General features: G+C 64.6%; 22 protein-coding genes and 1 pseudogene. 4 read left to right on the top strand and 19 right to left on the bottom strand.

The annotated features are described in order from the left end of the window. Positions 1 to 65: 65 nt before the first annotated feature. From B7X49_RS09165 to B7X49_RS09150, 4 genes and pseudogenes are all read right to left on the bottom strand, one after another. Complete coding sequence (locus tag B7X49_RS09165; RefSeq protein WP_286703995.1) at positions 66 to 350, bottom strand: nuclear transport factor 2 family protein; 285 nt, start codon at positions 348 to 350, stop codon at positions 66 to 68. Between the two features lie 133 nt (positions 351 to 483). Beyond that, the gene (thrS, locus tag B7X49_RS09160; protein ID WP_286703994.1) at positions 484 to 2406 is read right to left on the bottom strand and encodes a threonine--tRNA ligase; all 1923 of its coding nucleotides are present in this window, start codon (positions 2404 to 2406) and stop codon (positions 484 to 486) included. Positions 2407 to 2615: 209 nt separating this feature from the next. After that, positions 2616 to 3472: pseudogene (locus tag B7X49_RS18925) on the bottom strand (glycosyltransferase family 9 protein). Further along, positions 3469 to 4608 carry a glycosyltransferase family 4 protein gene (locus B7X49_RS09150; protein ID WP_286703992.1) on the bottom strand — a complete coding sequence of 380 codons (1140 nt, stop codon included), beginning with the start codon at positions 4606 to 4608 and terminating at the stop codon, positions 3469 to 3471. The pseudogene B7X49_RS18925 and the gene B7X49_RS09150 overlap by 4 nt, the downstream one beginning before the upstream one ends. A 59-nt stretch (positions 4609 to 4667) precedes the next feature. Here B7X49_RS09150 and B7X49_RS09145 point away from each other — a divergent pair, with 59 nt between their 5' ends. Beyond that, entirely contained in the window at positions 4668 to 5423 is a 756-nt protein-coding gene (locus B7X49_RS09145; protein ID WP_286703991.1) for a carboxylesterase, read from the top strand. Here B7X49_RS09145 and B7X49_RS09140 read toward each other — a convergent pair. From B7X49_RS09140 to dxs, 7 genes are all read right to left on the bottom strand, one after another. Continuing rightward, positions 5335 to 6183 carry a class I SAM-dependent methyltransferase gene (locus tag B7X49_RS09140; protein WP_286703990.1) on the bottom strand — a complete coding sequence of 283 codons (849 nt, stop codon included), beginning with the start codon at positions 6181 to 6183 and terminating at the stop codon, positions 5335 to 5337. The genes B7X49_RS09145 and B7X49_RS09140 overlap by 89 nt on opposite strands. Before the next feature lie 123 nt (positions 6184 to 6306). Beyond that, positions 6307 to 8142, bottom strand: a complete 1836-nt coding sequence (locus B7X49_RS09135; protein WP_286703989.1) for a calcium-binding protein — start codon at positions 8140 to 8142, stop codon at positions 6307 to 6309. A gap of 262 nt (positions 8143 to 8404) precedes the next feature. Continuing rightward, a complete protein-coding gene (gene hpnK, locus B7X49_RS09130; RefSeq protein ID WP_286703997.1) occupies positions 8405 to 9196 on the bottom strand; it encodes a hopanoid biosynthesis-associated protein HpnK in 792 nt (263 codons plus the stop codon). After that, a complete protein-coding gene (gene hpnJ, locus B7X49_RS09125) occupies positions 9189 to 10613 on the bottom strand; it encodes a hopanoid biosynthesis associated radical SAM protein HpnJ (RefSeq protein ID WP_286703988.1) in 1425 nt (474 codons plus the stop codon). The genes hpnK and hpnJ overlap by 8 nt, the downstream gene beginning before the upstream one ends. Continuing rightward, entirely contained in the window at positions 10610 to 11809 is a 1200-nt protein-coding gene (gene hpnI / locus B7X49_RS09120) for a bacteriohopanetetrol glucosamine biosynthesis glycosyltransferase HpnI (protein ID WP_286703987.1), read from the bottom strand. The genes hpnJ and hpnI overlap by 4 nt, the downstream gene beginning before the upstream one ends. A gap of 36 nt (positions 11810 to 11845) precedes the next feature. Beyond that, entirely contained in the window at positions 11846 to 12481 is a 636-nt protein-coding gene (locus B7X49_RS09115) for an ABC transporter substrate-binding protein (RefSeq protein ID WP_286703986.1), read from the bottom strand. A gap of 17 nt (positions 12482 to 12498) precedes the next feature. Continuing rightward, positions 12499 to 14442 (bottom strand): 1-deoxy-D-xylulose-5-phosphate synthase, encoded by a 1944-nt coding sequence (dxs, locus tag B7X49_RS09110; RefSeq protein ID WP_286703985.1) that lies wholly within the window; start codon positions 14440 to 14442, stop codon positions 12499 to 12501. Between the two features lie 396 nt (positions 14443 to 14838). On the opposite strand from dxs, the gene ispH reads away from it, so the two are divergent. Both ispH and hpnH read left to right on the top strand, forming a co-directional pair. Then, complete coding sequence (gene ispH / locus B7X49_RS09105) at positions 14839 to 15837, top strand: 4-hydroxy-3-methylbut-2-enyl diphosphate reductase (RefSeq protein ID WP_408735571.1); 999 nt, start codon at positions 14839 to 14841, stop codon at positions 15835 to 15837. A gap of 52 nt (positions 15838 to 15889) precedes the next feature. Continuing rightward, on the top strand, positions 15890 to 17041 hold the full coding sequence (hpnH, locus tag B7X49_RS09100) for an adenosyl-hopene transferase HpnH (RefSeq protein ID WP_286703984.1): 1152 nt from the start codon (positions 15890 to 15892) through the stop codon (positions 17039 to 17041). Between the two features lie 35 nt (positions 17042 to 17076). Here the strand turns inward: hpnH and B7X49_RS09095 are convergent, their stop codons facing one another. The 8 genes from B7X49_RS09095 to B7X49_RS09060 form a co-directional block, all read right to left on the bottom strand. Further along, entirely contained in the window at positions 17077 to 17799 is a 723-nt protein-coding gene (locus B7X49_RS09095; protein ID WP_286703983.1) for a response regulator transcription factor, read from the bottom strand. A 352-nt stretch (positions 17800 to 18151) separates the two neighbouring features. Continuing rightward, positions 18152 to 18604, bottom strand: a complete 453-nt coding sequence (locus tag B7X49_RS09090) for a molybdenum cofactor biosynthesis protein MoaE (protein WP_286703982.1) — start codon at positions 18602 to 18604, stop codon at positions 18152 to 18154. 2 nt (positions 18605 to 18606) lie between these two features. Then, positions 18607 to 18858: a molybdopterin converting factor subunit 1 gene (gene moaD / locus B7X49_RS09085; RefSeq protein ID WP_029313170.1), complete on the bottom strand. Its 252-nt coding sequence runs from the start codon at positions 18856 to 18858 to the stop codon at positions 18607 to 18609. A 7-nt stretch (positions 18859 to 18865) separates the two neighbouring features. Further along, positions 18866 to 19588: a hypothetical protein gene (locus B7X49_RS09080; protein WP_286703981.1), complete on the bottom strand. Its 723-nt coding sequence runs from the start codon at positions 19586 to 19588 to the stop codon at positions 18866 to 18868. 40 nt (positions 19589 to 19628) lie between these two features. Beyond that, positions 19629 to 20186, bottom strand: a complete 558-nt coding sequence (mobB, locus tag B7X49_RS09075) for a molybdopterin-guanine dinucleotide biosynthesis protein B (protein ID WP_286703980.1) — start codon at positions 20184 to 20186, stop codon at positions 19629 to 19631. Positions 20187 to 20343: 157 nt separating this feature from the next. Continuing rightward, a complete protein-coding gene (pgsA, locus tag B7X49_RS09070) occupies positions 20344 to 20928 on the bottom strand; it encodes a CDP-diacylglycerol--glycerol-3-phosphate 3-phosphatidyltransferase (RefSeq protein WP_029313173.1) in 585 nt (194 codons plus the stop codon). A gap of 9 nt (positions 20929 to 20937) precedes the next feature. Beyond that, entirely contained in the window at positions 20938 to 22443 is a 1506-nt protein-coding gene (locus tag B7X49_RS09065; RefSeq protein ID WP_286703979.1) for a phospholipase D-like domain-containing protein, read from the bottom strand. Continuing rightward, a complete protein-coding gene (locus B7X49_RS09060; protein ID WP_286703978.1) occupies positions 22440 to 23195 on the bottom strand; it encodes an MOSC domain-containing protein in 756 nt (251 codons plus the stop codon). Before B7X49_RS09060 ends, B7X49_RS09065 begins: the two co-directional genes overlap by 4 nt. A gap of 113 nt (positions 23196 to 23308) precedes the next feature. On the opposite strand from B7X49_RS09060, the gene clpB reads away from it, so the two are divergent. Then, complete coding sequence (gene clpB, locus B7X49_RS09055) at positions 23309 to 25903, top strand: ATP-dependent chaperone ClpB (protein WP_286703977.1); 2595 nt, start codon at positions 23309 to 23311, stop codon at positions 25901 to 25903. Positions 25904 to 26249 lie beyond the last annotated feature (346 nt).

Here is a 26249-nt window from a genome sequence, read left to right as displayed (position 1 = left end):
CTACCGTCATCGCAAACCTCCTCCAGGGAAGTTCAGCGAATCATACCCGCCCGAGCCGCGACAAATCACTTTCGAGTCAACGGAACCTCAGGTTGGTATGAAACGACCGTCTCGCCCTGCGCGACGATCTGATTGATGGTGAAGCGCCATGGCCCTTGTGCGGGGTATTCGGCGTTGAGCAGAGCGAAATTTCGCGGGCCGCGGATCAATTCGCCGGACTGCGGCCATTCCAGGGTAAATTCCTGTGCCAGGACGTCCCCGACCGCATGGAAATCATTGGTCGCCATCAGTCGCCAGAATTCTATCACAAGGGCGCTGGCATCAAAATCGCTGGTCGTCGGTGACCTCATCGCAGCGAAACCCCCCTGAAATGTCTCGCAGAGCGCGCTAATCAGTTGGTCCGATGCCCGAGACCATGCCCCGGGCACCGATAACCAAAAGTTTTTTGCTGCTTTTTTACAAAAAAGCAGTCTTACCCTTAACCTACCTTAAATCCGGCGGCGTAGCCTCGGTTTTCAGTGCGGTGACCATGTCGTCGAGCGTTATCGACTGCGAGGCATCGCTGCCGAGGCGGCGGAGGGCGACGGTGTTCTGTTCGGCTTCGCGGCGGCCGACGACCAGGATGTTGGGGATCAGGGCGAGGCTGAGGTCGCGGATTTTCGCGTTGATTTTTTCGTTGCGGGTATCGGTGACGACCGAGAGTCCGGCGGCCTTGAGCGTGGCGGCGACGGTTTCGGCGTAGTCGTTGGCGTCGGTCACGATACTGGCGACGGCGACCTGGGTGGGGGCGAGCCAGAGCGGGAAGCGGCCGGCGAAGCTTTCGATCAGGATGCCGATGAAGCGTTCGAACGAGCCCACAATAGCGCGGTGGAGCATGACCGGGTGAGCGCGGGTGGATGAGGCGGTGATGTAGCTGGCGTCGAGCCGTTCGGGCATCACGAAATCGACCTGCAGCGTGCCGCATTGCCAGTCACGGCCGATGGCGTCGCGCAGGACGAATTCGAGTTTCGGGCCGTAGAACGCGCCTTCGCCGGGGTTGAGCGTGTAGCTGACGCCGGCTTCGGCGCAGGCGGATTTGAGGGCGGATTCGGCTTTGTCCCAGACTTCGTCGCTGCCGGCGCGGGGGGTCGGGCGGTCGGCGAATTTGACGGTGAAATCCTCGAAGCCGAAATCGGCGTAGACGGCGCGGAGCATTTCGACGAAGCGGACGGTTTCGCTCGCGATCTGGTCTTCGGTGCAGAAAATATGGGCGTCATCCTGCGCGAAGGCGCGCACCCGCATGATGCCGTGCAGCGCGCCGGACGGTTCGTAGCGGTGGCAGGCGCCGAATTCGGCCATGCGCAGCGGCAGCTCGCGGTAGCTGCGCAGGCCGTGGTTGAAGATTTGGACGTGGCAGGGGCAGTTCATCGGTTTGACCGCGAGGACTTTGTTTTCGTCCTCGACTTCGGCGATGAACATGTGGGCGTGGTAATTGTCCCAATGGCCGGATTTTTCCCACAGCGATCGGTCGAGCAGTTGCGGGGTGCGGACTTCCGAGTAGCCGAACTGCTCCTGGCGGCGGCGCATGTAGGATTCGACGGTGCGGTAGAGGCGCCAGCCTTTTTCGTGCCAGAAGACCGAGCCGGCGGCTTCTTCCTGCATGTGGAACAGATCCATCTGGCGGCCGATTTTGCGGTGGTCGCGGCGTTCGGCCTCTTCCAGTTGGTGGAGGTGCGCGTCGAGCTCTTTCTGGTCGCGCCAGGCGGTGCCGTAGATGCGGCTGAGCATGGGGTTGCGGTGATCGCCGCGCCAATAGGCGCCGGCGACCTTGGTGAGTTTGAAGGCGCCGCCGATATCGCCGGTGGCGCGCATGTGCGGGCCGCGACAGAGGTCGAGCCAGTCGCCCTGGCGGTAGATGGTGATGGTTTCGGCATCCGGCAGGTCGCGGATCAGCTCGGCCTTGAAGCGTTCGCCGCGGGATTCGAAGAAATCGATGGCGGTGTCGCGCGGCCAGACTTCGCGGGTGAACGGTGCGTTGGCGGCGATGATGGCGCGCATGCGGGCCTCGATTGCCGGCAGATCATCCGGGGTGAAGGCCTCGTTGCGGAAGAAATCGTAGTAGAAGCCGCCGTCGATCGCCGGGCCGATGGTGACCTGGGTGCCGGGGTAGAGCGATTGCACGGCTTCGGCCATGACATGCGCCGCATCGTGACGGATCATGGTCAGGGCTTCGGGGTCCTTGCGGGTGATGAAGCGGACGCGGGAATCGGCGCTGATTTCGCGGGCGATGTCCATCAGCGCGCCATCAACCTCCATGGCGATGGCGGCTTTTGCGAGGCCCGGGCCGATCGATGCCGCGATCGTGGTGCCCGTGACGGCGCCCGGATAGTCGCGGACGGAACCGTCAGGCAAGGTGATCGCGGGCATGGTTTGCTCCTTTGGGGCAGGGGTGAGGCAGGGTTATGCCGGGGTGGCGAGGCAAAGCCAAGCGTGAGGTAAGGGGAGGTCTTCTTTTTTGTGAACAAAAAAGAAGCAAAAAAAACTTCGTTAGTTTGGTCCGTACCGGCGGGGCGCCTGTGCACCAAATTAAAGAAAGTTTTTTGCTACTTTTTTACAAAAAAGTAGAGCTTTCTTGCTTACCTGTCCCCGAGCGCCGCAACCACCTCGGAGACCGGCAAATCCGCAAGATCGCGCGCGCGGATGATTGTCGGCCAAGCGCCATCCGGCATGCGGGGTGCGGTCAATGCCGGGTCGCTGGCGCCGCCGAACAGCACGATGCATCGCGTATTCAGGGCGGCGGCGAGGTGCATGGGGCCGGTGTCGTTGCCGATGGCGATGGTGGCGCGGGCGAGCGTGGCGGCGAGTTGGGGCAGGGTGGTGCGGCCGGTCAGGTCGATGGCGGTGGGGCAGAGGTGGCGGATTTCGGCGGCGATCGGTTGTTCGGCTCTGGTGCCGAGGATGACGGCTTGTGTGGTGAGTGTGGTGGCGAGGGCGCCGAAGTTGGCGGCGGGCCAGCGTTTTTCCGGCCGATGGGGGGACGCGCCGGGGATGAGGGCGGTGAAGCGCGTCGGCAGGCCGGGTGGTGGTTGCGTGGCGAGCCAGGTGAGGTCGGGGGTGGGCAGGGTGGGGATGCCGGCGATGGCGAGTTGTTCGGCGATGCGTTCGCGGCTGTGCATTGTATTGCGGGCCGGATTGGCGTGGCGGTGGGTCGGTGATAGCGCGAGGAGCGCGATGAGGTTTGCAAATCGTAGACGAAATCGAAGCCGGTGAGCGCGCGGCGCAGGGCGAGCAGGCCAGGGAGGTTCCAGGGGGCGGGTTTGGTATCGATCGTGACGTGGTCGAACCAGGGTGATTGCGCGAGGAGTGCTGCGAAGGGGGCGGTGGTGAGCAGGGTGATGGTGGCATTTGGGTGGTGGGCGCGGATGCCGGCGAAGGCGGGGAGGCTGAGAACGATGTCACCCAGCGCGCCGTGGCGGATCACCAGGATTTTCACCCTAGCAACTCGTGATAGACCGCGAGATTGCCGGCCTGCATGGTGCTGACGGCGTAGTTTGTCGCAACGAAATCGCGCGCGGCGGCGCCGATGGCGATGCGGGCTTCGACCGGCAGATCGAGCGCCTGATCGATCGCGGCGGCGAGGGCGGCGGGGTCGTTGGGGGGTACGCGCCAGCCGGTTTCGTTGGCGCGGATGGTCTCCCTGGCGGCGCCATGGTCGGTCGCGATGACCAGGCGGCGCATCGCCTGGGCTTCGACGATGGTGCGGCCGAAGGCTTCCGGGTCGGTCGAGGCGTTGACCACGACATCGGCCAGTTTGTAGGCGGCGGGCATGTCCGCGCAATCGCCCGCGAACAGGACGCGTTTGGCGACATCGAGGCTCTGGGCCAGGTGGGAGAGTGATTTCAGATAGGCGTCGCGGCCCTGGGCGCTGCCGACCAGGATGAGGATGGCGTCGCGGTGGCGGAGTTTGGCGAGGGCGGCGATCATGACCTGCTGGCCTTTCCAGGCGGTCAGGCGGGCGGGCAGCATGATGGTGGGGGCGCCGTCCGGCAGGCGCCAGGCGCGGGCGAGGCGTTCGACGCGGCCGCCGTTGATCGCATCGGGGTCGAACCGGGCGGGATCGACGCCGCCGGGGACGATGCGGAGTTTGTCATCGCCGATGTGGTGGCGGGCGCGGACCAGATCGGCGATGAAGGTGGAGATGGCGATGACGCGGTCGCCACCGGCCATGACGGCGTTGTAGCGGCTCTTGAGCGGGCCGGTCTGGTTGTAGGCGCCGTGATAGGTGGTCACGAACGGGATGCTGCGGCGCATGCTGGCGGCGCGGGCGGCGAAGGCGGGGGCGCGGGAATGGGCGTGGATGAGTGAGACGCGCTGGGATTTGATCAGTTTGGCCAGTTGGTCGCCGTTCCAGCTCATGCGGAACGGATTGCGGGATTTGAGGTCGAGCGGGATATGGGTGCCGCCGGCGCGTTCGATGGCGGGGACGAGTTTGCCGGGCAGGCTCGCGACCAGGGCGCGGGCACCGGTGCGGGCGACCGCTTCGGTCAGTTCGACGACGACCTGCTCGACGCCGCCGGTTTCCAGTTGGGGCAGAACCTGTAGAATCGCGTAGTCGGACGGTTTGGCCATATCTCACCTGCTGTGCGACGGCGGCGTTACCATGGCGGGCGCGGCAAGGGGAGAGTGTGATGACGGAAGTGGTGGGCAGGATCGAGGCGGGTGGGGTGGCGCTGGCCTATGCGCATCTGCCGGGGGCGGGGCCGACTTTGGTGTTTCTGCCGGGGTTTGCCTCGGACATGCAGGGCAGCAAGGCGTTGTTTTTGCGCGATGCCTGTGCGGCGCGCGGGCAGGCGATGCTGCGGCTGGATTATTCCGGGCATGGCGCATCGGGCGGGCGGTTCGAGGATGGCACGATCGGCCGGTGGGCGGCGGATGCGCATGCGGTGATTGCGGCGGTGGTGCCGGAGGGTGAGATCGTGCTGGTCGGCTCTTCGATGGGCGGCTGGATCATGCTGTTGCTGCTGCGCTGGCTAGGGGCGCGGGTGAGCGGAATGGTCGGCATTGCGGCGGCGCCGGATTTTACCGAGGATCTGATCCGTCCGGCGCTGAGCGATGCGGCGCGGCAGGCGCTGGCGCGTGACGGTGTGCTGGCGATGCCGAGCGCCTATGGGCCGCCGACCATGATGAGCGCGGGGTTGCTCGATGACGGGGTGCGCCAGCTTGTGCTGCGTGCGCCGATCGCGTTCGAGGGGGCGGTGCGGCTGGTGCATGGGCAGATGGATGACGATGTGCCGTGGCAGACCAGCCTGCGGCTCGCCGCGTGCCTGACGGCGCGCGATGTGCAGGTGATCCTGATCAAGGATGGCGGGCACCGGCTGTCGCGGCCAGAGGATCTGGTGGTGATTGGCGATGCGGTCGCTGGGCTGTGTAAAGCGTTGTCGTGAAGCGGCGTTCGATGTGGCCGGCGAAGGAGTGGTCGGCGATGCGGGCGATTTCGGCGAGGAAATCGGCCTGGGCGGCGGGCGCGAGCGCCTGGATGACGGAGAAATCGCGGTAGAGGGTGACCAGCCTTGCGGTGTCGTAGAGCGCGGTTGCGGTGAACGTATCGGCCTGCGGGCTGGTGAAGCCGGCGGTGGCGAGGTCGTGCAGGCGGGCGGCGTGATCGAGGTCGAACGGCGGGCGGGGCTTCGTTCGGCCGGGTTGTGGCTGGATGGAGGCGAACAGATGGGCGGTGGCGGCCTGGAACTCATCGTCGGTGCCGCTGCCGAAATGGGTCCACCACATGGCCCACCAGCCGCCTGGTTTCAGCGCGGCGTGGGCTTTGCGCAGGCCGGGCCGCTGGCGGACCCAGTGAAACGAGGTGGCGGCGATGCCGAGGTCGAACGTGGCGGCGGGGAGGCTGGCTTGTTCGAACGGGGCTTGTTCGATGGTCAGGGTGGGGTTGGGCAGGGTTTGGCGGAGATGCGCGGCGAGGCGGGGGTCGGGTTCGATCGCGCGGATGTGGGCGACACCGGCGGCGAGGATGGCCGCGGTGGCGGTGCCGGTGCCGGGGCCGATTTCGAACACGCGGCTGCCGGGGCCGAGGCCGCAGCGGGTGGCAAGCGTATCGTAGAGGTCTTGCGGGTAGTTTGGCCGGGCATGAGCGTAGGCGGCCGGGGTGGTGCCGAAGCCGGAACGGCCGAAGCGATGCGCGACCTTGGTCATGCGGGTGACTAGGCCCGGATGGCGGGAGGTTTCAAGCGTTGGTGTGGCGGCGGGACTTTGATCACAAAAAAACCGTCCGGCCGGTTGGGGCCGAACGGTTTTCCGAGGGTCTGGATCGTGCGGTCAGGTGAGGATCGTGCTGGAGCCGCTGGTGTTGGACGTGAGCGTGTTGGCAACGCCGAGGACCGAGATTTTGGTGCCATCGCTGAGGGTGAGGCTCAGGCCGCCGCTGTTGACGGTCTGGTTGGTGACGGTGACGCCGGAGCCGAGGGTGATTTTATCGGTGGTGGCGTTGAAGCCGCTGACCACATCCGTGCTGCCGGCGGTGTTGGCGGTGAATTCGAAATTGTTCAGCGTGGCGTTGGTGCCGCCGACCATTGTGGTGGCACCGGCGGCGGCGAACAGATTGTTGGTGCCGGAGCCGCCGATCAGGGTGCTGCCGGTGCCTTCGGCGTAGAGAGTGTTGCTGCCAGCACCGCCGACCAACGAATTGCCGCCGCTGGTGCCACCATGGGCGTTGATGCCCCCCGAACCGGCGGTTGCGGTGACCGCGCCGCTACCCTGTTCGATCAGGCTGTAACCGGTGCCGCCGACGAAATCGATCGTGCCGGCGCCGCCATACACATAGGCGGAGCCGGTCGCGACGATGGTGTCGGCACCGGTCGCGACAATTGCCACCGAGCCACCGCTGAGGGTTGCGGTGTTGCTGCCGGATGCGAGGATCATGGCGGTCCCGTTGGTCGCATCGATTGCCGCGCCGCCCGCGGCGTAGCCGAGCGAAGAACCAGAGAGCGTTGCGAAATCGGTAGCACCCGTGCCACCCAGGACGACGAAGGCGCTGCTGGACGAGGAGGCGATGATCGAGTCACCGGTCCCCGCGGCGAAGACGACGCCGCCGCCGGCGACATTGATCGTGTTATTGCTGCCGTTCCCCATCACGGTATCCGCCCCGACGGCATTGATCGTGTTGCCGCTGCCATAGGCGTAGAAGACGCCGGTCGGGCCTGCGTCGACCAAATTGGCCTGACCGAAAACGGCAATCGCGGCGTTGCTGCTGCTGGTGATGGTATTGGCGTTGCCCAGCACTTCTGCTTGCCACCCGTTAGTCATGTCGATTGAGTTCAGATTGCCGAAGACGTTGACCTTGGTCGATCCGCCGGCGGTGACGGAATCTTCGGTGCCGCCCATGTTCACCGTATCGTTGCCGGTGGCCATAACCGCGTTACTTGACGAGGTGGTGGTCATTCCAATCAGGGAGTTACCGGTCACGGTCACGAAATTGCCGGCATCGGCGATCTTGACGTGATCGGTGCCGCCCGAGGTAACGGTGGATGTGCCAGCATTGAGCATAATCAGATTGTTGCCACCGCCGGTGGAGATGGTGTTGTAGCTGTTCGAGGCGCCGTTGTTCAGCGCCGCGGTGATCGTGTTGCTCCCGCTGGTGACTTCGACGGTATAGTTGATGCCATCGAGCGTGAAGTTGTTGTTGCCGCCACCGGCGTAGATGGTGCTGACGCCCCCGGCGCCGCCGAGCGGGTCGAAGGTGAGGTTGGTGTTGGCACCTGTCATGATGACTTCGTTCTTGCCGGCACCGCCGGTGACCGTCTCACTGCCCGCGAAGGTGAAGATCAGGCCGGCGAAGCCGCGACTGGTCTGGGTCGGCAGGCTGACCGTGCTGCCGGCGCCGCTAACGCTGCCGCCCATGTAGATGAATTCGGCTGTTGTAGCGGACGTCACTTGCGCCGGGATCGAAGAGCTCGTGGTGCCATCGGCGCCGAGGGTGATTGTGTTGGCCGTGACGGGTTCGTAAATCGAGTTCGCGTCAACCAGGGCCGTGAGTTGCGCCAGCGCGTCCTGGACCGATGTAACCATGCCTGCCGCCACATCGAAGCTGAACGGCGCAGCGGAATAGGATGGGGTGACCGAGACGATACCGGTCGCAGATTGTGAGACTGCCACAAAACTCTCCTTGAAATTGTACCCAACCAGGCGATGTCGAGTTCTAGGTTGCGAAAATTAACGGCAAGTAAGTGCTCTAAGGTTTCAGTTCTGTCACCTCTATTACAACTATAGCGTGTTTTCAAGTGAAAAAATTATGATTGGCGATACGTGGCGAGTTTTATCAACAATTTTCTCAAAATAATATTAACGTCCTTATGGGTGAGACTGGTTTGAGATATGGCGCAATAGCCTGCCGACTCACGAAGACGCAACCAGACTCTTAACGCGCCAGCAGGGCTTGCAGTTCATCCGCGTGGCGGTAGCCGGGCATCAGCCGGGCGAGTGACGTATCCTGCCATGTGGCGGGATGGAAATATATTTCACTCGAGCCTGCGGGCAGATGGGCGCGTAGGATGCGGAGCTTGTCCTGGGTCATCTGTCCGGACCATTTGATGCCGAACACGTGATCAGCACTGGCCAGGCCGGCGCTGCGGGCCTGATACCGCAGCACGCTGGACCAGGCGTGCAGTGCGCGGTCCCCCAGCGTCGGTGTCTCGCCGCAGGCGGCGAGCACGGCGGGCGGCTCGGCGGGAACGCGGATGCGGGTGAGGCCGAATTCGCGGCCGATCGTGATCATCAGGCGTGCAACCGTGGGGTGCAGGTGCATGTGCTTGTGGCTGTCAGCGTGGTGCAGCGCGAGGCCGGTGGCGCGGAACGCCTCGAACTGGGCGCGGATTTCGCGTGCAAGTTCGCGCCGCGCGGCGGGTGAGGCGAAGTAGCGAAGGCCGCGCGCCACCTGATCGGTGCCGAACCGTCCGTCCGGGCCGGTGATATGCGGCAGGGCCGCGTGGCCGAGGATGGAATCGCCATCGACCAGCACCAGATGCAGGCCGACCGCGAGACCGGGCAGGCGCTGCGCGCGCGCCACCGCATCCGCCGCCGCCGGGGCCGCGACCATCAGGCTGGCCTGGGTGAGGCAGCCATCCCGATGGGCGATTTCGACCGCTTCGTTGACGCTCTCGGTCAGGCCGAAATCATCGGCCGAGTAGACGACGGAGGTCGGTTCAGGCAGCGTGGCGCTCGCGCAGGAACTGATAGAACTCGACGCCTTCGCGCAGGCGGCGCTTCATCATCTGCGGGCTGCGGACCATTTCGTTGAGGATCGACATGATCTTCGGTGCGCGGAAGTAGAATTTGCGGTAGAAAATCTCGACGCCTTCGAAAATCTCGGTGTGGCTCAGGTTGGGGTAGTGCAGCGGTGCGATCTGGATGCCGTGATCGTCGATCAATTCGGCGTTGGCGACGTCGAGCCAGCCGTTTTCCACCGCCTGGTCGTACAGGAACGTGCCCGGATAGGGCGCGGCCAGCGAGACCTGGATGGTGTGGGGGTTGATGTCCTTGGCGAATTGGATGGTCTCGCGGATGGTCTCCTGGGATTCGCCGGGCAGGCCGAGGATGAAGGTGCCGTGGATCTTGATGCCGAGATCGTGGCAATCCTTGGTGAACTGCCGGGCGACCTCGATCCGCATGCCTTTTTTGATGTTGTGCAGGATCTGCTGATTGCCGGATTCATAGCCGACCAGCAGCAGGCGCAAGCCATTGTCGGCCAGCACTTTCAACGTGTCGCGCGGCACGTTGGCCTTCGCGTTGCACGACCAGGTGACGCCGAGCTTGCCGAGCTCGCGCGCGATCGCTTCGGCGCGGGGCAGGTTATCGGTGAAGGTGTCGTCGTCGAAGAACAATTCCTTCATCTGCGGGAAGTCGCGCTGGATCTGCTTGACCTCGGCGATGACGTGTTCGACCGAGCGGGTACGGTAGCGGTGGCCGCCGACGGTTTGCGGCCAGAGGCAGAAGGTGCAGCGCGATTTGCAGCCGCGGCCGGTGTAGAGCGAGACATAGGGGTGCAGCAGATAGCCGATGAAATAATCTTCCATCCGCAGGTCGCGCTTGTAGACATCCGACACGAAGGGCAGGCTGTCCATGTTTTCGAGGATCGCGCGATCCTTGTTGTGGATGATGGCGCCGGTGGCATCGCGGTAGGAAATACCATCGACCTCGGCGAAGGGCTTGCCCTCGGCGATGTCCTTGATCGTGAAGTCGAACTCGTTGCGGGCGACGAAATCGACCGGGGTGCCACGCTCGAGGCTTTCCTGCGCCTGCACTGCGACCTTCGCGCCGATCATGCCGATGATGACGCGCGGGTTGGCGTCCTTGATGGCGGCGGCGACCTTGACGTCGTTGGCGAACGACGGGGTCGAGGTATGGATGATCACCAGATCGGCCGCGTTGGAATGGGGCAGCACATCGGCCATGCCGAGATTGGCCGGCGGCGCGTCGATCAGTTTCGAGCCGGGGATCAGCGCGGCGGGCTGGGCCAGCCAGGTGGGGAACCAGAACGAACGGATTTCGCGTTTGGCCTGGTAGCGCGAGCCGGCGCCGCCATCGAACCCGTCGAACGACGGGGGTTGCAGGAACAGGGTCTTCATCATCGCTTCGATCCTAACTCATGTACCGGACTGGCTGCCGGGGAAAACGCGCCGTTGCTGCGGCCGGAATCGGCGTGCAGCGTCTGGCCCCGCCAATCGACCGTATCGCTCCAGAAACTGGCCACGAAAATGATCGCCGAAAGACCGTCGCGCAAGAGGAAAAGCCATGGCGCGGCGGTTTTGGCAAGGGTTGGGGATTTCGCGCCACCGCCGGCGAGGCCCAGGCGACGCTCGAGATGGCGGGCGAGCGCATAGCGCAGCCCGGCGGCGAGGGCGAGGACAATCCAGGCCCAGGTTGCGAAATCGGCCAGGACCAGACCGGCCAGCGCCCAGAACAGCGGGAATTGCACGATCAGCCCCCAATAGGCGCCGGGCACCAGCGCACGGATGGTGCGCGCCCAGCGCAACTCGTGGCGAATCAGCGCCCTGAACGTCGATTCGGTGACGCTGGTGGCGGGGATGGTGCGGGCGAGGTTGATCGGCTGGCCGATGGCGCGGACGCGCTGGCCGAGCACGTTGTCATCGGCCAGATGGTCGAGCAGGGCAGGCAGGCCGCCGATCGCGGTGAGGGTCGCGCGGCTGAGCGCCATGGTGGCACCCAGGCAATCGCGCCGGCCGAGCGCGCGCGCGATGGCGGCACCGGGGAGGAATTGATGGTTGATCTGCATCGCGCCAAGCACGGCGGGCAGGGCGGGGCTCGCCGGCAGGCCGGTGTAGAACGAGGTGATCAGGCCGGTGTTCGTCGCGTTGGTCGCGGCTGCGATGGCGGTGAGGTAGTCGGGCCTGGCGTGGATATCGGCATCCGAGATCACCAGCAGATCGTGTTTCGCGGCCGGCAGCATCGCGATCAGATTGGCGATCTTGCGGTTGCGGCCGGGCGGGGTGGGGCCGGTGATGACCGCGACATCGACCTGCGGGTAGCGTCGGCGCAAGGCGGCGATGATGGCAAGCACGGGGTCCGTGGGGTCTGCGGCGCCGAACACCAGTTGGAATTTCGGATAATCGAGCAGGAAGCATGATTCCAGGGCGGCTTCGAGCAGGGGTTCGGTGCCGTACAGCGGTTTCAGCAGGGTGATGGCAGGGTGGTTGCCGCTCGACGGTGTGGGGGGGCTGGTTTTGATCAGGCTGGCACCGATCGCCTGCTGGGCGAGGCCTGCGAGGCAGAGCGCATCCGCCAGCGCGGGCAGCACGGCGACCATGATCAGACTCGGAGCAGGCCCGGCGCGCGGCCCTGCTCAGCCATGCAGCGCACCGCCGGACAGGGCGGTGACCTTCTGTTTGAGTGCGGCGATCAGTTTGGTGGCATTGCCCGGCTCGATCAGGCTGCCGAAATCCGAACGCTGGGTCGCGACCTTGCTGATGGTGCCTTCAAACAGGACGTCGGTGATTTTCCAGGTGCTGCCGGCCGGGCTCATGACATAGGCGAGCTTGGTCTTGTGGCCGGTCGGCGCGATCAGATCGGTCGTGACGACGCGGCTGGCGCCGACGCTGCGGCTGCCGGGCAGGGTTTCGAATTTTTGGCCGCCGTAGCCGCTGAAGCTGCTGATGTAGCTGGCGACGGTGTATTGGGTGAACAGCGTCTGCAACTCGGTCTGCTGGGCCGGGGGAATTTGCGACCAGAGCAGGCCGGCCGAGGTTTCCAGGATGACCGGCAGGTTGAAACTCTGCTCGACCACCGGCTTGAGCGCGGTATAGCGCGTCATGAAGCTGGCACCCGCGCTGGCGGACTTCATTGTGGTGATCAGGGCGCGATCGAGCGCGGTGACCGGGGCGGCAATCGATGCGGCATCCGTGGCAGCAGCGCGTACCGACGGAGCCACCAGGGGCAGCGCCGCGAGGAGCGGTGCTGCGATGAGAATACGGCGTTTCATACCCATAGATAATGGGATCACTGTGCCGGAATTGCGACCGAGCCATGCGTTTTTTCGCTATGACCGCTGCGGCCGAGGGCGGCGAGCGCGTGCGCCACGATATCCTTGGCGGTCAGCCCGGCATCGATCAGCTGGGCGGCCGGGGTGTTGTGATCGATATAGCGGTCGGGCAGGGTCATCGGGCGGAAGCGCAAACCGTGGTCGAACGCGCCGGACCAGGCGAGGTGATGCGCGACGGCGGCGCCGAAACCGCCGGCGGCACCGTCCTCGATGGTGATCAGCACTTCGTGGTGGCGGGCGAGTTGGTCGATCAACGCGGTGTCGAGCGGTTTCATGAAGCGGGCATCGGCCACGCTGGTGGGAAAGCCACGGGCGGCGAGTTCATCGGCGGCTTTCAGCGCGTCGTGCAGGCGCGGGCCGAGCGCGAGGATGGCGACGCTGCTGCCCTCGCGGATCATGCGGCCCTTGCCGATTTCCCAAGGCGTGCCGCGGGCCGGCAGTTCGAGGCCGATGCCCTCGCCGCGCGGATAGCGGAAGGCGGAGGGACGATCGTCGATGATGGCGGCGGTAGCGACGCAATCCATCAGTTCGACCTCGTCGGACGGCGCCATGATCACGAATCCGGGCAGGCAGCCGAGGTATGCGAGATCGTACACGCCCGCATGGGTTGCGCCATCGGCGCCGACCATGCCGGCGCGGTCCATCGCGAAGCGGACCGGCAGGGATTGCAGCGCGACGTCGTGGACCACCTGGTCGTAGCCGCGTTGCAGGAAGGTGGAATAGATCGCGCAGAACGGTGCCATGCCTTCGGTCGCCATGCCTGCGGCGAAGGTGACGGCGTGCTGCTCGGCGATGCCGACATCGAAGGTGCGGGCGGGGAAGCGCTTGCCGAACGCATCGAGCCCGGTGCCGCCGGGCATGGCGGCGGTGACGGTGACGATGTTCGGGTTGGCCTCGGCCTCGGCGATCAGGGCAGTGGCGAAAACTTTGGTGTAGGACGGCGGGCCGGGTGGGGCCTTGGCCTGTTCGCCGGTGACGACGTTGAACTTCGAGACGCCGTGGTATTTGTCGGCCGAGGCTTCGGCGGGCGCGTAGCCTTTGCCCTTTTGGGTGACGACGTGCAGCAGGATCGGTTCCTCGCCCTCGGCATCGCGCAGGTTGCGCAGGACCGGCAGCAGATGGTCGAGATTGTGACCGTCGATCGGGCCGACATAATAAAAGCCGAGTTCCTCGAACAGGGTGCCGCCGGTGAGGATGCCGCGGGCGTATTCCTCGGCGCGCTTGGCGGTGCGTTCCAGGGTACGGGGGAAGCGCTTGGCCATGCGGGCGGCGAAATCGCGCAGTGACAGGAAGCTGCGCGAGGAGATCAGGCGCGAGAGGTAGGCGCTCATGGCGCCGACCGGCGGGGCGATCGACATGTCGTTGTCGTTCAGCACCACGATCAGGCGGGATTTGCTGGCGCCGGCGTTGTTCATCGCCTCATACGCCATGCCGGCGGACATCGCGCCATCGCCGATCACGGCGATGACGTTGCGCTGGGGCGTATCGCCCTTGAGATCACGCGCGATCGCCATGCCGAGACCGGCCGAGATCGAGGTGGAGGAATGCGCGGCGCCGAACGGGTCGTATTCGCTCTCCGAGCGGCGGGTGAAGCCGGACAGGCCGCCGGGCTGGCGCAGGGTGCGGATGCGGTCACGCCGGCCGGTGAGGATTTTATGGGGGTAGGTCTGGTGGCCGACATCCCAGATCAGCCGGTCGCGCGGGGTGTCGAACACCGCATGGATGGCGACGGTGAGTTCGACGACGCCAAGCGACGCGCCGAGATGGCCGCCGGTGACGGAAACGGTGTCGATCGTTTCGGCGCGGAGTTCATCGGCCAGTTGGCGGAGTTGCTCGCCGGAGAGGTTGCGCAAGTCGGAGGGGATGTTGATGCGGTCCAGCAATGGGGTGCGGGGCGGCATCAGGCGCGGCCCTCGGTGTGGAACTCCGAACGATCGCTTGTGTAATGTGCCATCATGTTACGTCCTTTACGATCCGTCTGCTCAGCGCCGGGGTTGTCTGTCCGACCATCGATGGGCGGATGACGCAAGAGCACCGGTGCGGGAGTCAGGCTCTTATTAGAGACAGACATAAGCCGAACCGCGCGGGAATGAAACCGGGGGGGTGGAATGGCGGGCGAGCATGGCATATTCGCCACAGGGATGGCGGGCGTGTGGCGGTTCACGCTGCGTTGCGGCAGCGGGCCTTGCGGAATCGCGGGGCGATGACTTAGTCTGGCCGTGTCTATGCGATGAGATCGCGCCGGATCCTGGCGGCGACTCTGATATTCCCACGGATCACGAAAGGGCGTCAGCTCGATGGATATGTCCCTGACTTCGACTGAACTGACCCAGGCGGGGTCCGACGCTGCTGCCGGTGTGGTGCCTGCCATGAAGGTGGTTCTGGCGCAGCCGCGCGGGTTTTGCGCCGGGGTGGAGCGGGCGATCGAGATTGTCGAGCGCGCCTTGGTGAAGTTTGGGCCGCCGATTTATGTGCGTCACGAAATTGTGCACAACCGGCATGTGGTCGAGGATTTGCGCGCGCGCGGAGCCGTGTTCGTCGATGAGATCAGTGAGGTGCCGGATGGTGCGATCACGGTGTTTTCGGCGCATGGCGTGGCCCGGAAGGTACAGAAGGCGGCCAGCGATCGTTCGCTGCCGGTGATCGACGCGACCTGCCCGCTGGTGGCCAAGGTCCATTCCGAGGGGCGGCGTTACGCCGGGCAGGGGCGCGAGATCATTCTGATCGGGCATGCCGGCCATGCCGAGGTTGAGGGCACGATCGGGCAGATCGATGGCCAGGTGTACCTGGTGCAAACGGTCGAGGACGTGGCGACGCTGACGGTCGAAAACCCGGCTATGCTGTCTTATATCACGCAGACCACGCTGTCGGTGGATGACACGCGTGGGATCATCGCGGCGCTGACCGCGCGTTTCCCGACCATTACCGGGCCGGATGTGCGCGATATTTGCTACGCGACGCAGAACCGCCAGGAAGCGGTGCGGCATCTGGCCGAGCAGGTCGAGCTGATCCTGGTGGTCGGCAGTCGCAATTCGTCGAACTCGAACCGGTTGCGCGAGATCGGCGCCGAGCTCGGCCGGCCGTCGTATCTGATCGACGATGCCGGTCATTTGGATGCCGCGTGGTTCGAGGGCATTTCGGTGGTGGGTGTGACCGCGGGTGCTTCGGCGCCGGAGGTGCTGGTGCGCGGCGTGCTCGAAGGGTTGAGGCGGTTTGGGCCGATCGAGGTCGAAATGCTGGCCGGTACGCCGGAAGACGTGCGGTTCAAGCTGCCGAGTGAAGTGAGCGACGACTAAACGTCCGGTTTTGACGTCGTCTATTCAGTTTAAGGGTTTCAGGAGTTATCTTATGGGCGTGCCGCTTAATCAGGCGATCAAGGTCGGGTCTTACGTGCTCAAGCAGCATCTGACGGGGCGGAAGCGTTATCCGCTGGTGCTGATGCTTGAGCCGTTGTTCCGCTGCAATCTGGCCTGCTCGGGCTGCGGCAAGATCGATTATCCGGCACCCATCCTGAACCAGCGGCTTTCGGTGGCGGATGCGCTCGAGGCGGTCGATGAGTGCGGCGCGCCGGTGGTGGCGATCGCCGGTGGCGAGCCGCTGTTGCATAAGGAGATGCCGGAGATCGTCGAGAAGATTCTCGCGCGCGGCAAGTTCATTTATTTGTGCACGAATGCGCTCCTGCTGGAGAAAAAGATCGACCAGTACAAGCCGCACAAGAATTTCTGCTGGGACATTCATCTGGATGGCGACAAGCAGATGCATGACAATGCCGTGAGCCAGGAAGGCGTGTACGAGCGCGCGGTTGCCGCGATCAAGCTCGCGAAGGCCAAGGGCTTCCGGGTTTCGATCAATTGCACGCTGTTCGACGGGACCGATCCGGCGCGGGTTGCCGGGTTTCTGGATACCGTCAATGAAATCGGGGTCGATGGCGTGATGACCTCGCCGGGCTATGCCTATGAGCGGGCGCCGGACCAGGAGCATTTCCTGAATCGTCAGCGCACCAAGGAATTGTTCCGCGCGATTTTCCGCCACGGCAAGGAGCGCAAGGCGCGCGGCCAGGCGTGGAAGTTCAACCAGTCACCGCTGTTCCTCGATTTCCTGGCGGGGAATCAGACGTATAAATGCACGCCATGGGGCAACCCGACGCGCAACGTGTTCGGGTGGCAGCGGCCTTGCTATCTGCTCGGTGAAGGTTACGCCAAGACCTACAAGGAGCTGATGGAGTCGACGGATTGGGATAAATACGGCGTCGGCAATTATGAGAAATGCGCCGATTGCATGGTCCATTCCGGTTTCGAGGCGACGGCGGTGGTCGATTCGGTCAAGCGGCCGTGGAAAATGGTCAAGCTGGCGATCCAGGGGATCAAGACCGAGGGCGCGATGGCGGCAGATATTCCGCTCGATCATCAGCGCCCGGCGGATTTCGTGTTTTCGCGCCATGTCGAGCAGAAGATGGCTGAGATTCACGCCAAGCCAGCCGTAGTCGATAGCGCGGACTGAGACCTCCAGGGCCGTGACCCAGGGTTGGGACATGATCACGTCCCGACCCTGAGGAACATTCCGGTGCGCAGCCGCGCGTCATCCTGCTCGACCGGCTCGGCCGGATTGGCTTGCGGCGCATAGTCGGGGCTGCGTTTTTCGACAACCAGATAACCGCGGCCCCAGTTGGTCTCGATCAGTTCATCCGCGCCGAGCGCCAGCAGTTTTTTGCGGATCTTGCAGATAAACACATCGATGATCTTGGGGTTGGGCTCGTCGAGCCCGCCGTAGAGGTGATCGAGGATCGCTTCCTTGCTGAGAACGCAGCCTTTGCGCAGGGCGAGGATTTCCACGATCTGGTATTCTTTTTTGGTGAGGCTGACCTCGATGTCGCCCACGAAAATCTTTTTCGCGTTCATGTTGATCTGGACATTGCCGATCACGAGGGATGGGCTTTGGAAGCCGCGGCTGCGGCGAACCTGATTCTGCACGCGGAGAAAGATTTCCTCCTGTGAGGTCGCGTTGACGATCAGATCGTCGACGCCGGCTTCGAGCACCCGCAGGCGGCTTGATTCGCCGAGGCTGTGCGCCACCGCGACGATCGGGCAGCGCAGGCCGCCGATCCGCAGGCGGCGGATCAATTCGATTTCGGTGGACCGCGTGTCCGCGAGGCGCAGCAGAACGGCATCGTAATCGTAGAACCTCACGAGATCGAGTGCTTCCTCGGACTCCGCGGTTTCATCGACGACGACGAGTTTCGATTTGAAGAACATCGTCATGATGTCTTTATTATCGAGTATATGCCCAAAAATGAGTATTTTCATCACAACCCCCGGTTAATATGATCAATCAATACAACCGAAAGACGTAGCCGTCAACAAAATAATTTTAATTTGATAGTAATTGTTGAAATAATATTATTATATCTAGTATTTGATACTGTTGTCGTGAAATTATCTGATAGTTGGGTTCTGCAACAAAACTGCTGGGTTCCGGGCGCGATGGGGCGCAGCCGGACGCCTGAGGCGTCTGCCATCGGGCTGCGTCACGGTCGCCGGTTGGATCGCGGGCGGGTTCGCAGGGTTTCGGCTTGAGCGGAAATACCAGGCCCGCGCTGGCTGGCGTGGCCTTTTACGGTGCGGTCCAGCGATCCCGCGCGCTCTGGTCGGTCTCGCGCGGCGCGATCCAGCGTGCGGTGCCGTCGCGGAACTCTTCGTGTTTCCAGAACGGGGCGTCGGTTTTCAGCCAGTCGATCAGGAAAGTCATCGCCTCGATCGCATCGCCCCGATGAGCGCTGGCGGCGGCGGCGAGCACGATGCGCGCACCGGGTTCGAGCCGGCCGGTGCGGTGGATGATCAGGCAGTCGAGCAGGCGCCAGCGGGTCATTGCGGTATTCGCGATGGTGGCCAGGGCCTGTTCGGTCATGCCGGGGTAGTGTTCCAGCGTGAGGGCCGTGAGCGGCCGGTTATCGGCGATGCCGCGCACGATGCCGATAAAGCTGGCGACGGCGCCGGCATCGGCCTCCAGCGTGGCCAGCGCGGTGCCGGGATCGAAATCGGCGGGCCCGACGATGATCCGCGGCATGGTCAGCCGCCCGTGAACGGCGGGAAATAGGCGAGTTCGCGCGCATCGCCCAGGGGTGTCTCGGGCGGCGCGAACACCTGATCGAGCGCGGTCTTGATGGCATCGCGGTTGGCAAAGGCGCGCTGGTGGGCGGGGCTGAGGCCGGCCAGATACTCGGTCATCTCACCGATCGTGGTGACGCTGTCGGGCGGATCGATCGTGTCTTCGGCGTGGCCGATCCGCTCGCGCAACCAGGCGAAATAGAGGATTTTCACGGCAGGGCTATTGCCCCTGCACGGTGACGACCTGGCCGTTGGGCTGGATCAGCGTGGCGGTGCCGTTGCCGTTCGGGATCAGGATGCCGCCGCCGCCGCCATTGATCGGGGCGACGGTCTGGTAGCGGCCGTTGCTCGATCCGCTGACGACGCCGGCCGGACCGGTCGGGCCCATCAGCGTCTGGCCGACCGCGAATTGCTTGCCGCTGCCGATGGTCTTGGCCGGGGTCGGCGTGGTGGCGGGTGCGGCCGGTTCGTTGGGCAGCGCGCTCTGGGCGCTGCCGGGTGAGGTGGAACTGCCGTTCACGGCATGGCCGTAGCCGCCAAATTTGGTGGTGCCGGCGTTCGGGCCGCTATTTGCGTGGGGTTCGGGCGTGGCCATGCCGCCCTCCGGCACGGAATAGGCGTTGGTGCCGGTCGGTTTCCGGCCGTACTCGTTCTGGAACTCCTGACCGAGCGGGGTGTTCATGTGCTGCTGGATGTCGCTCAGGGTCGGCACCGGGCGGACCGGGCCGGGCCAGACATCGCCCGCTTGCGGCAGGATGGGAGCAACCGCCACATCGTTGCCGCGGGCGCGCTGCATGTTCAGCGCGTAGCCCTTCGGAGCGTTGGGATCGCCGAATGGATTGAGCGTGCTGCCGAGGTAATTGCCGACGCCGGCGCAGCCGGACAGCAGGAGCGCCATGGCGCCGGGAACCGCGAGGGTCAGGGGTCTGGAGAGTGTTTTCATCGTGATGGATCGGGAGCCACGCCGCATCGTGTTGATTCCTTCAGAAGCCGCTGATGCTGTTATGCGCCGGATTACTGCCCGATCTCAAGCCGAGACGGGTGACGATGAATGCCGCGACAGCCGTCGGCGATGCGAGATCGAGCACCGGCAGGGGGCAATCGGGCAGCGCCGCATCGCTCGCGACGGCGATAACGTGTTCGAAATCGGGCCAGAGTGGCGGCTTGCCGAGCGCGGGGCGGTGGATTTCGAGTTTGTCGACCGGGGCCGATTTGAACCCTTCGGCGAGGTAGAGATCGGCTGGAGCCATGCGGGCCAGCAGCATGGCGAGATCGGGTTCGTCCTCGCTGCGATGCTCGCGAAACAGCACGAAACGGTCCCGCGTGGCCAGCATGGTCTCGGTCGCGCCGGCCATGCGGTGGCGATGGCTGTCCTTGCCTGGCTGGTCGGGGTCGACCTTGTGATGGGCGTGTTTCAGCGTCGAGACGATCAGGCCGCGCGCGGTGAGGAGCGGGATGAGCGATGTCAGCAGGGTGGTCTTGCCGCTGCCGGACCAGCCGACCAGGGCGAGGACGGGTCTTGGTGTTACGTTATTTGACATTTTCAGGAGCAGTCTGAAGGGAAGGCTTCTTTTTTGTAAAAAAGACGCAAAAAACTTTTTGACCTTGGGGCACGGGCCCAGATGAGTGAAGTTTTTTTTGCTGCTTTTTTGTTCACAAAAAAGAAGACTTTCTTTGCCTGATCTCGTCCGTCCAAGATCAGGGCGCAGGATCGGGTTGAATGAGATGCCGCAGCCCGGCGTTCAGGTAATCCCAGCCCGTGATCAGCGTCAGGATCGCGGCCAGCCAGATCAGCACGCCGCCGATATCGGTTGCGGGAAAGCCGCCGATGCCGAGGATCGCAGCGCCCTGATCGCCCAGCAGCAGCACGCCGAGCGCGCCCATCTGGGCGGCGGTTTTCCATTTTGCGAGCCTGGTGACCGGCAGGCCGATGCTGATGCCCGCGAGATATTCGCGCAGGCCCGAGACCAGGATTTCGCGCAGCATGATCACGATGGCGGGGTAGATGCCGAACGCCGGCAGCAGGTGGAATCCGACCAGCAGCATCAGCGTGGCGCCGACCAGGAGTTTGTCGGCGATCGGGTCGAGCATGCGGCCGAGGTTGGAGAGCTGCCGGCGGGTGCGGGCAAGGCGCCCGTCCAGCCAGTCGGTGATGCCGGCGAGGGTGAACAGGGCCGCGGCGAGCAGATCGGCGGTCGGGTCGCGCAGCGCGACCAGCAGCACGAGCAGCGGAATGGCGGCGATCCGCGACAGGGTCAGGACGTTCGGCAGATCGGTCAGCATCGCGCGAGATTAAGCTGTTTTCGTGCGGTGCGTAAGTCGGTTGAGGAGGTGTTTCGGCCGCGGTTTGTTGATCAGGCGAAGGGCGCGCAGAAAATTCGGTGCCATGGCTTCCACGCTGTCCGCGTCGAGCGCGCCGCTTTTGGCGAGTTTGGCTTCCAGATCGTTGATCGGTGGTGGTTCGAACGGCGCGAGGCGACGGCCGGCGGCCGGCAGCAGCGCATCGTAGGCGCGGACCAGCGAGCCATGCGCGGCGATGGCCTCGCGGACGCGCTCGACAGTGGTGCCCAGGTGCTCGGAAAGCAGCGTGTCCCGCACGTCGAGAATGGCCGCCCGCAGGTCGGCGCGGTCCGGACCCTCGTGCGGCACTTCGATCGCGAGATCGCATTCGGTGTCGATGCCCATCGAGCGGTTGTTGATGTTCGACGAGCCGACCCGCAGCAAGGTGTCGTCGATGATCAGCACCTTGGCGTGGACATAAATATCCGCATCGCCCGCGCTGACCGGGGTGGCGAAGCGCAGGCGGCCGCCGTGGTCGAGCCGGTTGAGGTCGCGCAGCAGCAGGGCGCGGGCGGAGCCCATGGCTTCCTCCTCGAGCCAGCCATCGGCGCGTTTGGGGTTGATGATGATGATTTCCGGACTGTCCGGCGCGGTAAGGCGGGATGCGATGGCGGCGGCGATGCGCGGGGCGGCGAAATACTGGCTTTCGAGATAGATGGTGTGGCGCGCCGCGGCGATCGCGGCGACGTAGAGCGCCTCGATCTCGCGGGTTTCGGGCATTTCGGCGGTTTTTGGCCAGGTGCGCGCGATCCCGACCATGACGTCGCGGATGCGCGGTTCCAGGCTGCGCGGCCAGGGAATTTCGGCACGCGCCGGTGGTGGGGCGAGCCGCTTGCCGGTCGCGGCCAGCCAGCGCATGCGCGCCAGATCGCCCAAGGCGCGGGCGGCATCGCCATCGACCGCGGTGGTCACGTCGTGCCAGGGGCCGTAGCGCTTGCCATCGGGTTCGTCGCGGCGGGGATCATCGTCGATATGCTCGCCGGTGTCCCAGCGGCCGACCGTCGTGTCGATGCCGCCGCAGAAGGCCAGGCGGTCGTCGATCACCACGATTTTCTGGTGGTGGCAGCCACCGGAGGGGTGGTTGCCATCGAGCCGGAAATGGATGCGGCGCGAGGTGAGCCAGTTGAGCAGGATCAGCGGGGTGGTGCCGCGCATCGGCATTTTCATGAACGCCAGATCCCAGCGCAGCACATGGACGTGCAGGGACGGGTTGCGCTTGACGACATGGGTGAGGAAATCGCCGAGCCGGTTCGGCACACCCTGCGTCGCCTCGCCATCGCGTTCGAGCTGGATGCCGGTGTGGAAATCCCAGCCGATCATCATCACTGAATGCCGGGCGGACAGGATCGCTTCCTTGAGCGCGCGGAAATAGGCCGCGCCATCGATGATCACCGCCATCCGATCCGCGTGGTCGAGGCGCCAGACGGTCTCGCCGGGACGCAGGATGGGCGCGCTCATGACAGCAGCCGGATGGAGTCGTCCGGCGCGATGCGGCCGCCCTCCAGCACTTCGGCGAACACGCCGCAATCGACATGGCCGAAATGGTCCATCAATTCCTTGACCGGGTTGGCGTCGCGCTGCCGGGTTTCGGGGTTCACGCAGGTGGCGGCGCAGCGGTTGATGCGTTCGGTCACGCGCAGGCGGGCGTCGCCGATCGCGATGGTGCGGCCGATCCAGGTCAATTCCTCCCAGGGTTCGAGACCGGTGAGGTAGAGATTGGCGCGAAAGCGCATCGGCTGGCGTGGCGCGCCGGCAGCGTCGCCGAGCGATTGCAGGCTTGGCATGCCGATCAGGCTGATCACCGCGCCGTCGTGATCGCAGAAACTATGGCCATCGACGTAAACGAACTGGGGGGTGCCGCGCATGGCACCGGGTAGAGCGCCCGCGATGAAGGCGGTGATGGCAGCGCGGCCTGCGGCGGTGAGCGGTTCGGCATCGAGTGCCGCGCCATCCGGCGCGATCAGGGTGAGGATGCCGGTGGCGGGTTCGAATCGCGCGGTGAGCTGTGCCGCTTCGATATTGCGGGCAAGGCAGAGGAATTCGGTTTTCGGGCGCCACGCCGGGGTTGCCGGGTCGAACCGGCTGTCGCCCTGGGCGAGGGCGAAGGCGCGATCCCAGTCGATCGCGCGGCCTGGGCGGAGTTCGGCATGCGTCAGCGGCTCCGGCGTCAGGCCTTTCACCGGGTAGCGATACATCGTGTCGATCCGCATCAAATCCCCCTCTTGAGCGAGATCAATGCTACAACCATTTGTGATCGGCAAGGTCGCGCCGTTGCCTATTGAGGGACGGTTCGGCCCGATCGCCGACTGAAAGGGATCAAGACATGGATTTTGAAAAATTCACCGAGCGGGCCAGAGGGTTCGTTCAGGCCGCACAGACCATTGCCGTGCGGGATTATCATCAGTTCATCACGCCCGAGCATCTGCTGAAGGCGTTTCTGGATGACGACGAGGGCGCTGCGACCGGGTTGATCCGCGCCGCCGGGGGTGATCCGGCGGCGGTGAAGTTCGCGGTGGACGCGGCCGTTGCGAAACTGCCGAAAGTGCAGGGTTCCGGCGCGGGCCAGCCGCAGATTACGCCCGACCTGGTGCGGGTGCTCGATGCCGCGCAGACCATGGCGCAGAAGGCGGGCGATGAATACACCGCCCAGGACCGCGTGCTGGTGGCGCTGGCCGCGAGCGATTCTGCCGCTGGGCGGGCGCTGAAGACGGCAGGTGCCTCGGCGCAGGCGCTGGAGACGGCGGTGGCCGATATTCGCAAGGGCCGCACCGTGGACAGCGCCAATGCCGAGCAGAATTTCGACGCGCTGAAAAAATATGCGCGCGACGTGACCGAGGCGGCGCGGGCGCAGAAACTCGACCCGGTGATCGGGCGCGATGAGGAAATCAGGCGCGCGATCCAGGTGCTGGCGCGCCGGACCAAGAACAATCCGGTGCTGATCGGCGAGCCCGGCGTGGGCAAGACCGCGATTGTCGAGGGTCTGGCGCTGCGGATCGTGAACGGTGATGTGCCGGAGGCGTTGAAGAACAAGCGGCTGATGTCGCTCGATCTGGGCGCGCTGGTCGCCGGTGCGAAGTTCCGCGGCGAGTTCGAGGAGCGGCTGAAGGCGGTGCTCAAGGACATCGAGACCGCCAATGGCGAGATCATCCTGTTCATCGATGAGATGCACACGCTGGTCGGCGCGGGGCGGGCGGATGGCGCGATGGATGCCTCTAACCTGATCAAGCCGGAACTGGCGCGCGGGGCGTTGCACTGCATCGGTGCGACGACGCTCGATGAATATCGGAAATACATCGAGAAGGATGCGGCGCTCGCGCGGCGGTTTCAGCCGGTGTTCGTCGATGAGCCGAGCGTGGAGGACACGATTTCGATCCTGCGGGGCATCAAGGAGAAATACGAGCTGCATCACGGCGTGCGGATTCTGGATTCCGCGCTGGTGGCGGCGGCCACGCTGTCGAACCGCTATATTTCGGACCGGTTCCTGCCGGACAAAGCGATCGATCTGATCGATGAGGCGGCATCACGGCTGCGGATGCAGGTGGATAGCAAGCCGGAGGCGTTGGATGAGCTCGATCGGCGGTTGATGCAGCTGAAAATCGAGCGCGAGGCGCTGCGCAAGGAAGACGACGCGGCTTCGAAGGAGCGGCTGGGGCGGCTGGAAGGCGAGATCGCGGCGATCGAGGAAAAATCGGACGCGATGTCGGCGGCCTGGAAGGGCGAGAAGGACCGGCTGAACGAGACGCAGAAACTCAAGGAAAAACTCGACCAGGCGCGCGGCGAGATGGAAATGGTGCAGCGGGCGGGTAATCTGGCCCGGGCATCGGAGCTGATGTACGGCGTCATCCCCGATCTGGAGCGCAAGCTCGCGGCCGGCGCGGGCGATGGGACGGCCGGCGGCGCGATGGTGAATGAAGCGGTCACCGAGCAGCAGATCGCGCATGTCGTGGCGCGCTGGACCGGCATTCCGGTCGATAAGATGCTTGAAGGCGAGCGGGCCAAGCTGACCAAAATGGAAGATCTGCTGCGTGCGCGCGTGGTGGGGCAGGAGGCGGCGCTGCGCGCGGTCTCCGATGCGGTGCGGCGTGCGCGCGCCGGGCTGCAGGACCCGAACCGGCCGATCGGCTCGTTCCTGTTCCTCGGCCCGACCGGGGTGGGCAAGACCGAGACGTGCAAGGCGCTGGCCGAGTTTTTGTTCGACGACGAGCGCGCGATGGTGCGGATCGACATGAGCGAGTTCATGGAGAAGCACGCGGTTGCCCGGCTGATTGGCGCACCGCCCGGCTATGTCGGCTACGAGGAAGGCGGCGTGCTGACCGAGGCGGTGCGGCGGCGGCCGTATCAGGTGATTCTGTTCGACGAGGTCGAGAAGGCGCACGAGGACGTGTTCAACGTGCTGCTCCAGGTGCTCGACGATGGGCGCCTGACGGATGGTCAGGGCAGGACGGTGGATTTCAAGAATACCATCATTGTCCTGACCTCGAACCTCGGCAGTGAGATCCTGGCGGCGCAGCCGGACGGCGAGGATGTGATGATGGCCGAAGCGGCGGTGATGCGCGTGGTGCGTGGCCATTTCCGGCCGGAGTTCCTCAACCGGTTGGACGAGGTCATTTTGTTCCGGCGGCTGCAGCGGGCGGATATGGCGACGATCGTGGATATCCAGTTGCACCATCTCGAGGCGTTGCTGGCCGACCGCAAGATTACGCTGCGGCTCGACCAGGCGGCGCGGGATTGGCTGGCGAACGAGGGGTACGATCCGGTCTATGGCGCGCGGCCGTTGAAGCGGGTGATCCAGCGCAGCCTGCAGAACCGGCTGGCGAGTGCGATTCTGGCCGGTACGATCCACGACGGCGAGACTGTGAAGGTCGGCGTCGGCGAGGATGGTCTGACCGTTGTGGGGGCTTTGGCGGAGGCCGCCTGAGGCTGTTTCTGTCATGTAAATGCCATCGAGCATGCGTTCTGCTCATGGCCGAACTGCGATGGTGAAAATGGCGGTGCCGGCCCATTTTGGCGCCGCCTGTTTTCAGAAATTCCTAGTATTGGCCAACGTTTTTCAGAAATTTCAATGAATGCGTTGGTGGGCGTTGACAGGGGGCGGGGCGGCGCGTAGAAGCCCGTTCACCGCTGATGAGGCGGCGACCGACGGAGCGGGTCAGACCGCAACGTCAGTTTTGTTCTTTGAGGTTTGTGAATAGGCTAGGAAGGGATACGTTGGTGGCGTTTGGCTACTGATTGTATTGCTGGGTCTGAGAGGGCTTGGTGGTGTG

The organism is Acidiphilium sp. 34-64-41 (assembly GCF_002282635.1).
Taxonomy (GTDB): domain Bacteria; phylum Pseudomonadota; class Alphaproteobacteria; order Acetobacterales; family Acetobacteraceae; genus Acidiphilium; species Acidiphilium rubrum.
Note: the sequence above shows the minus strand (reverse complement) of the source record. Positions and strands in the feature narration are given on the sequence as shown.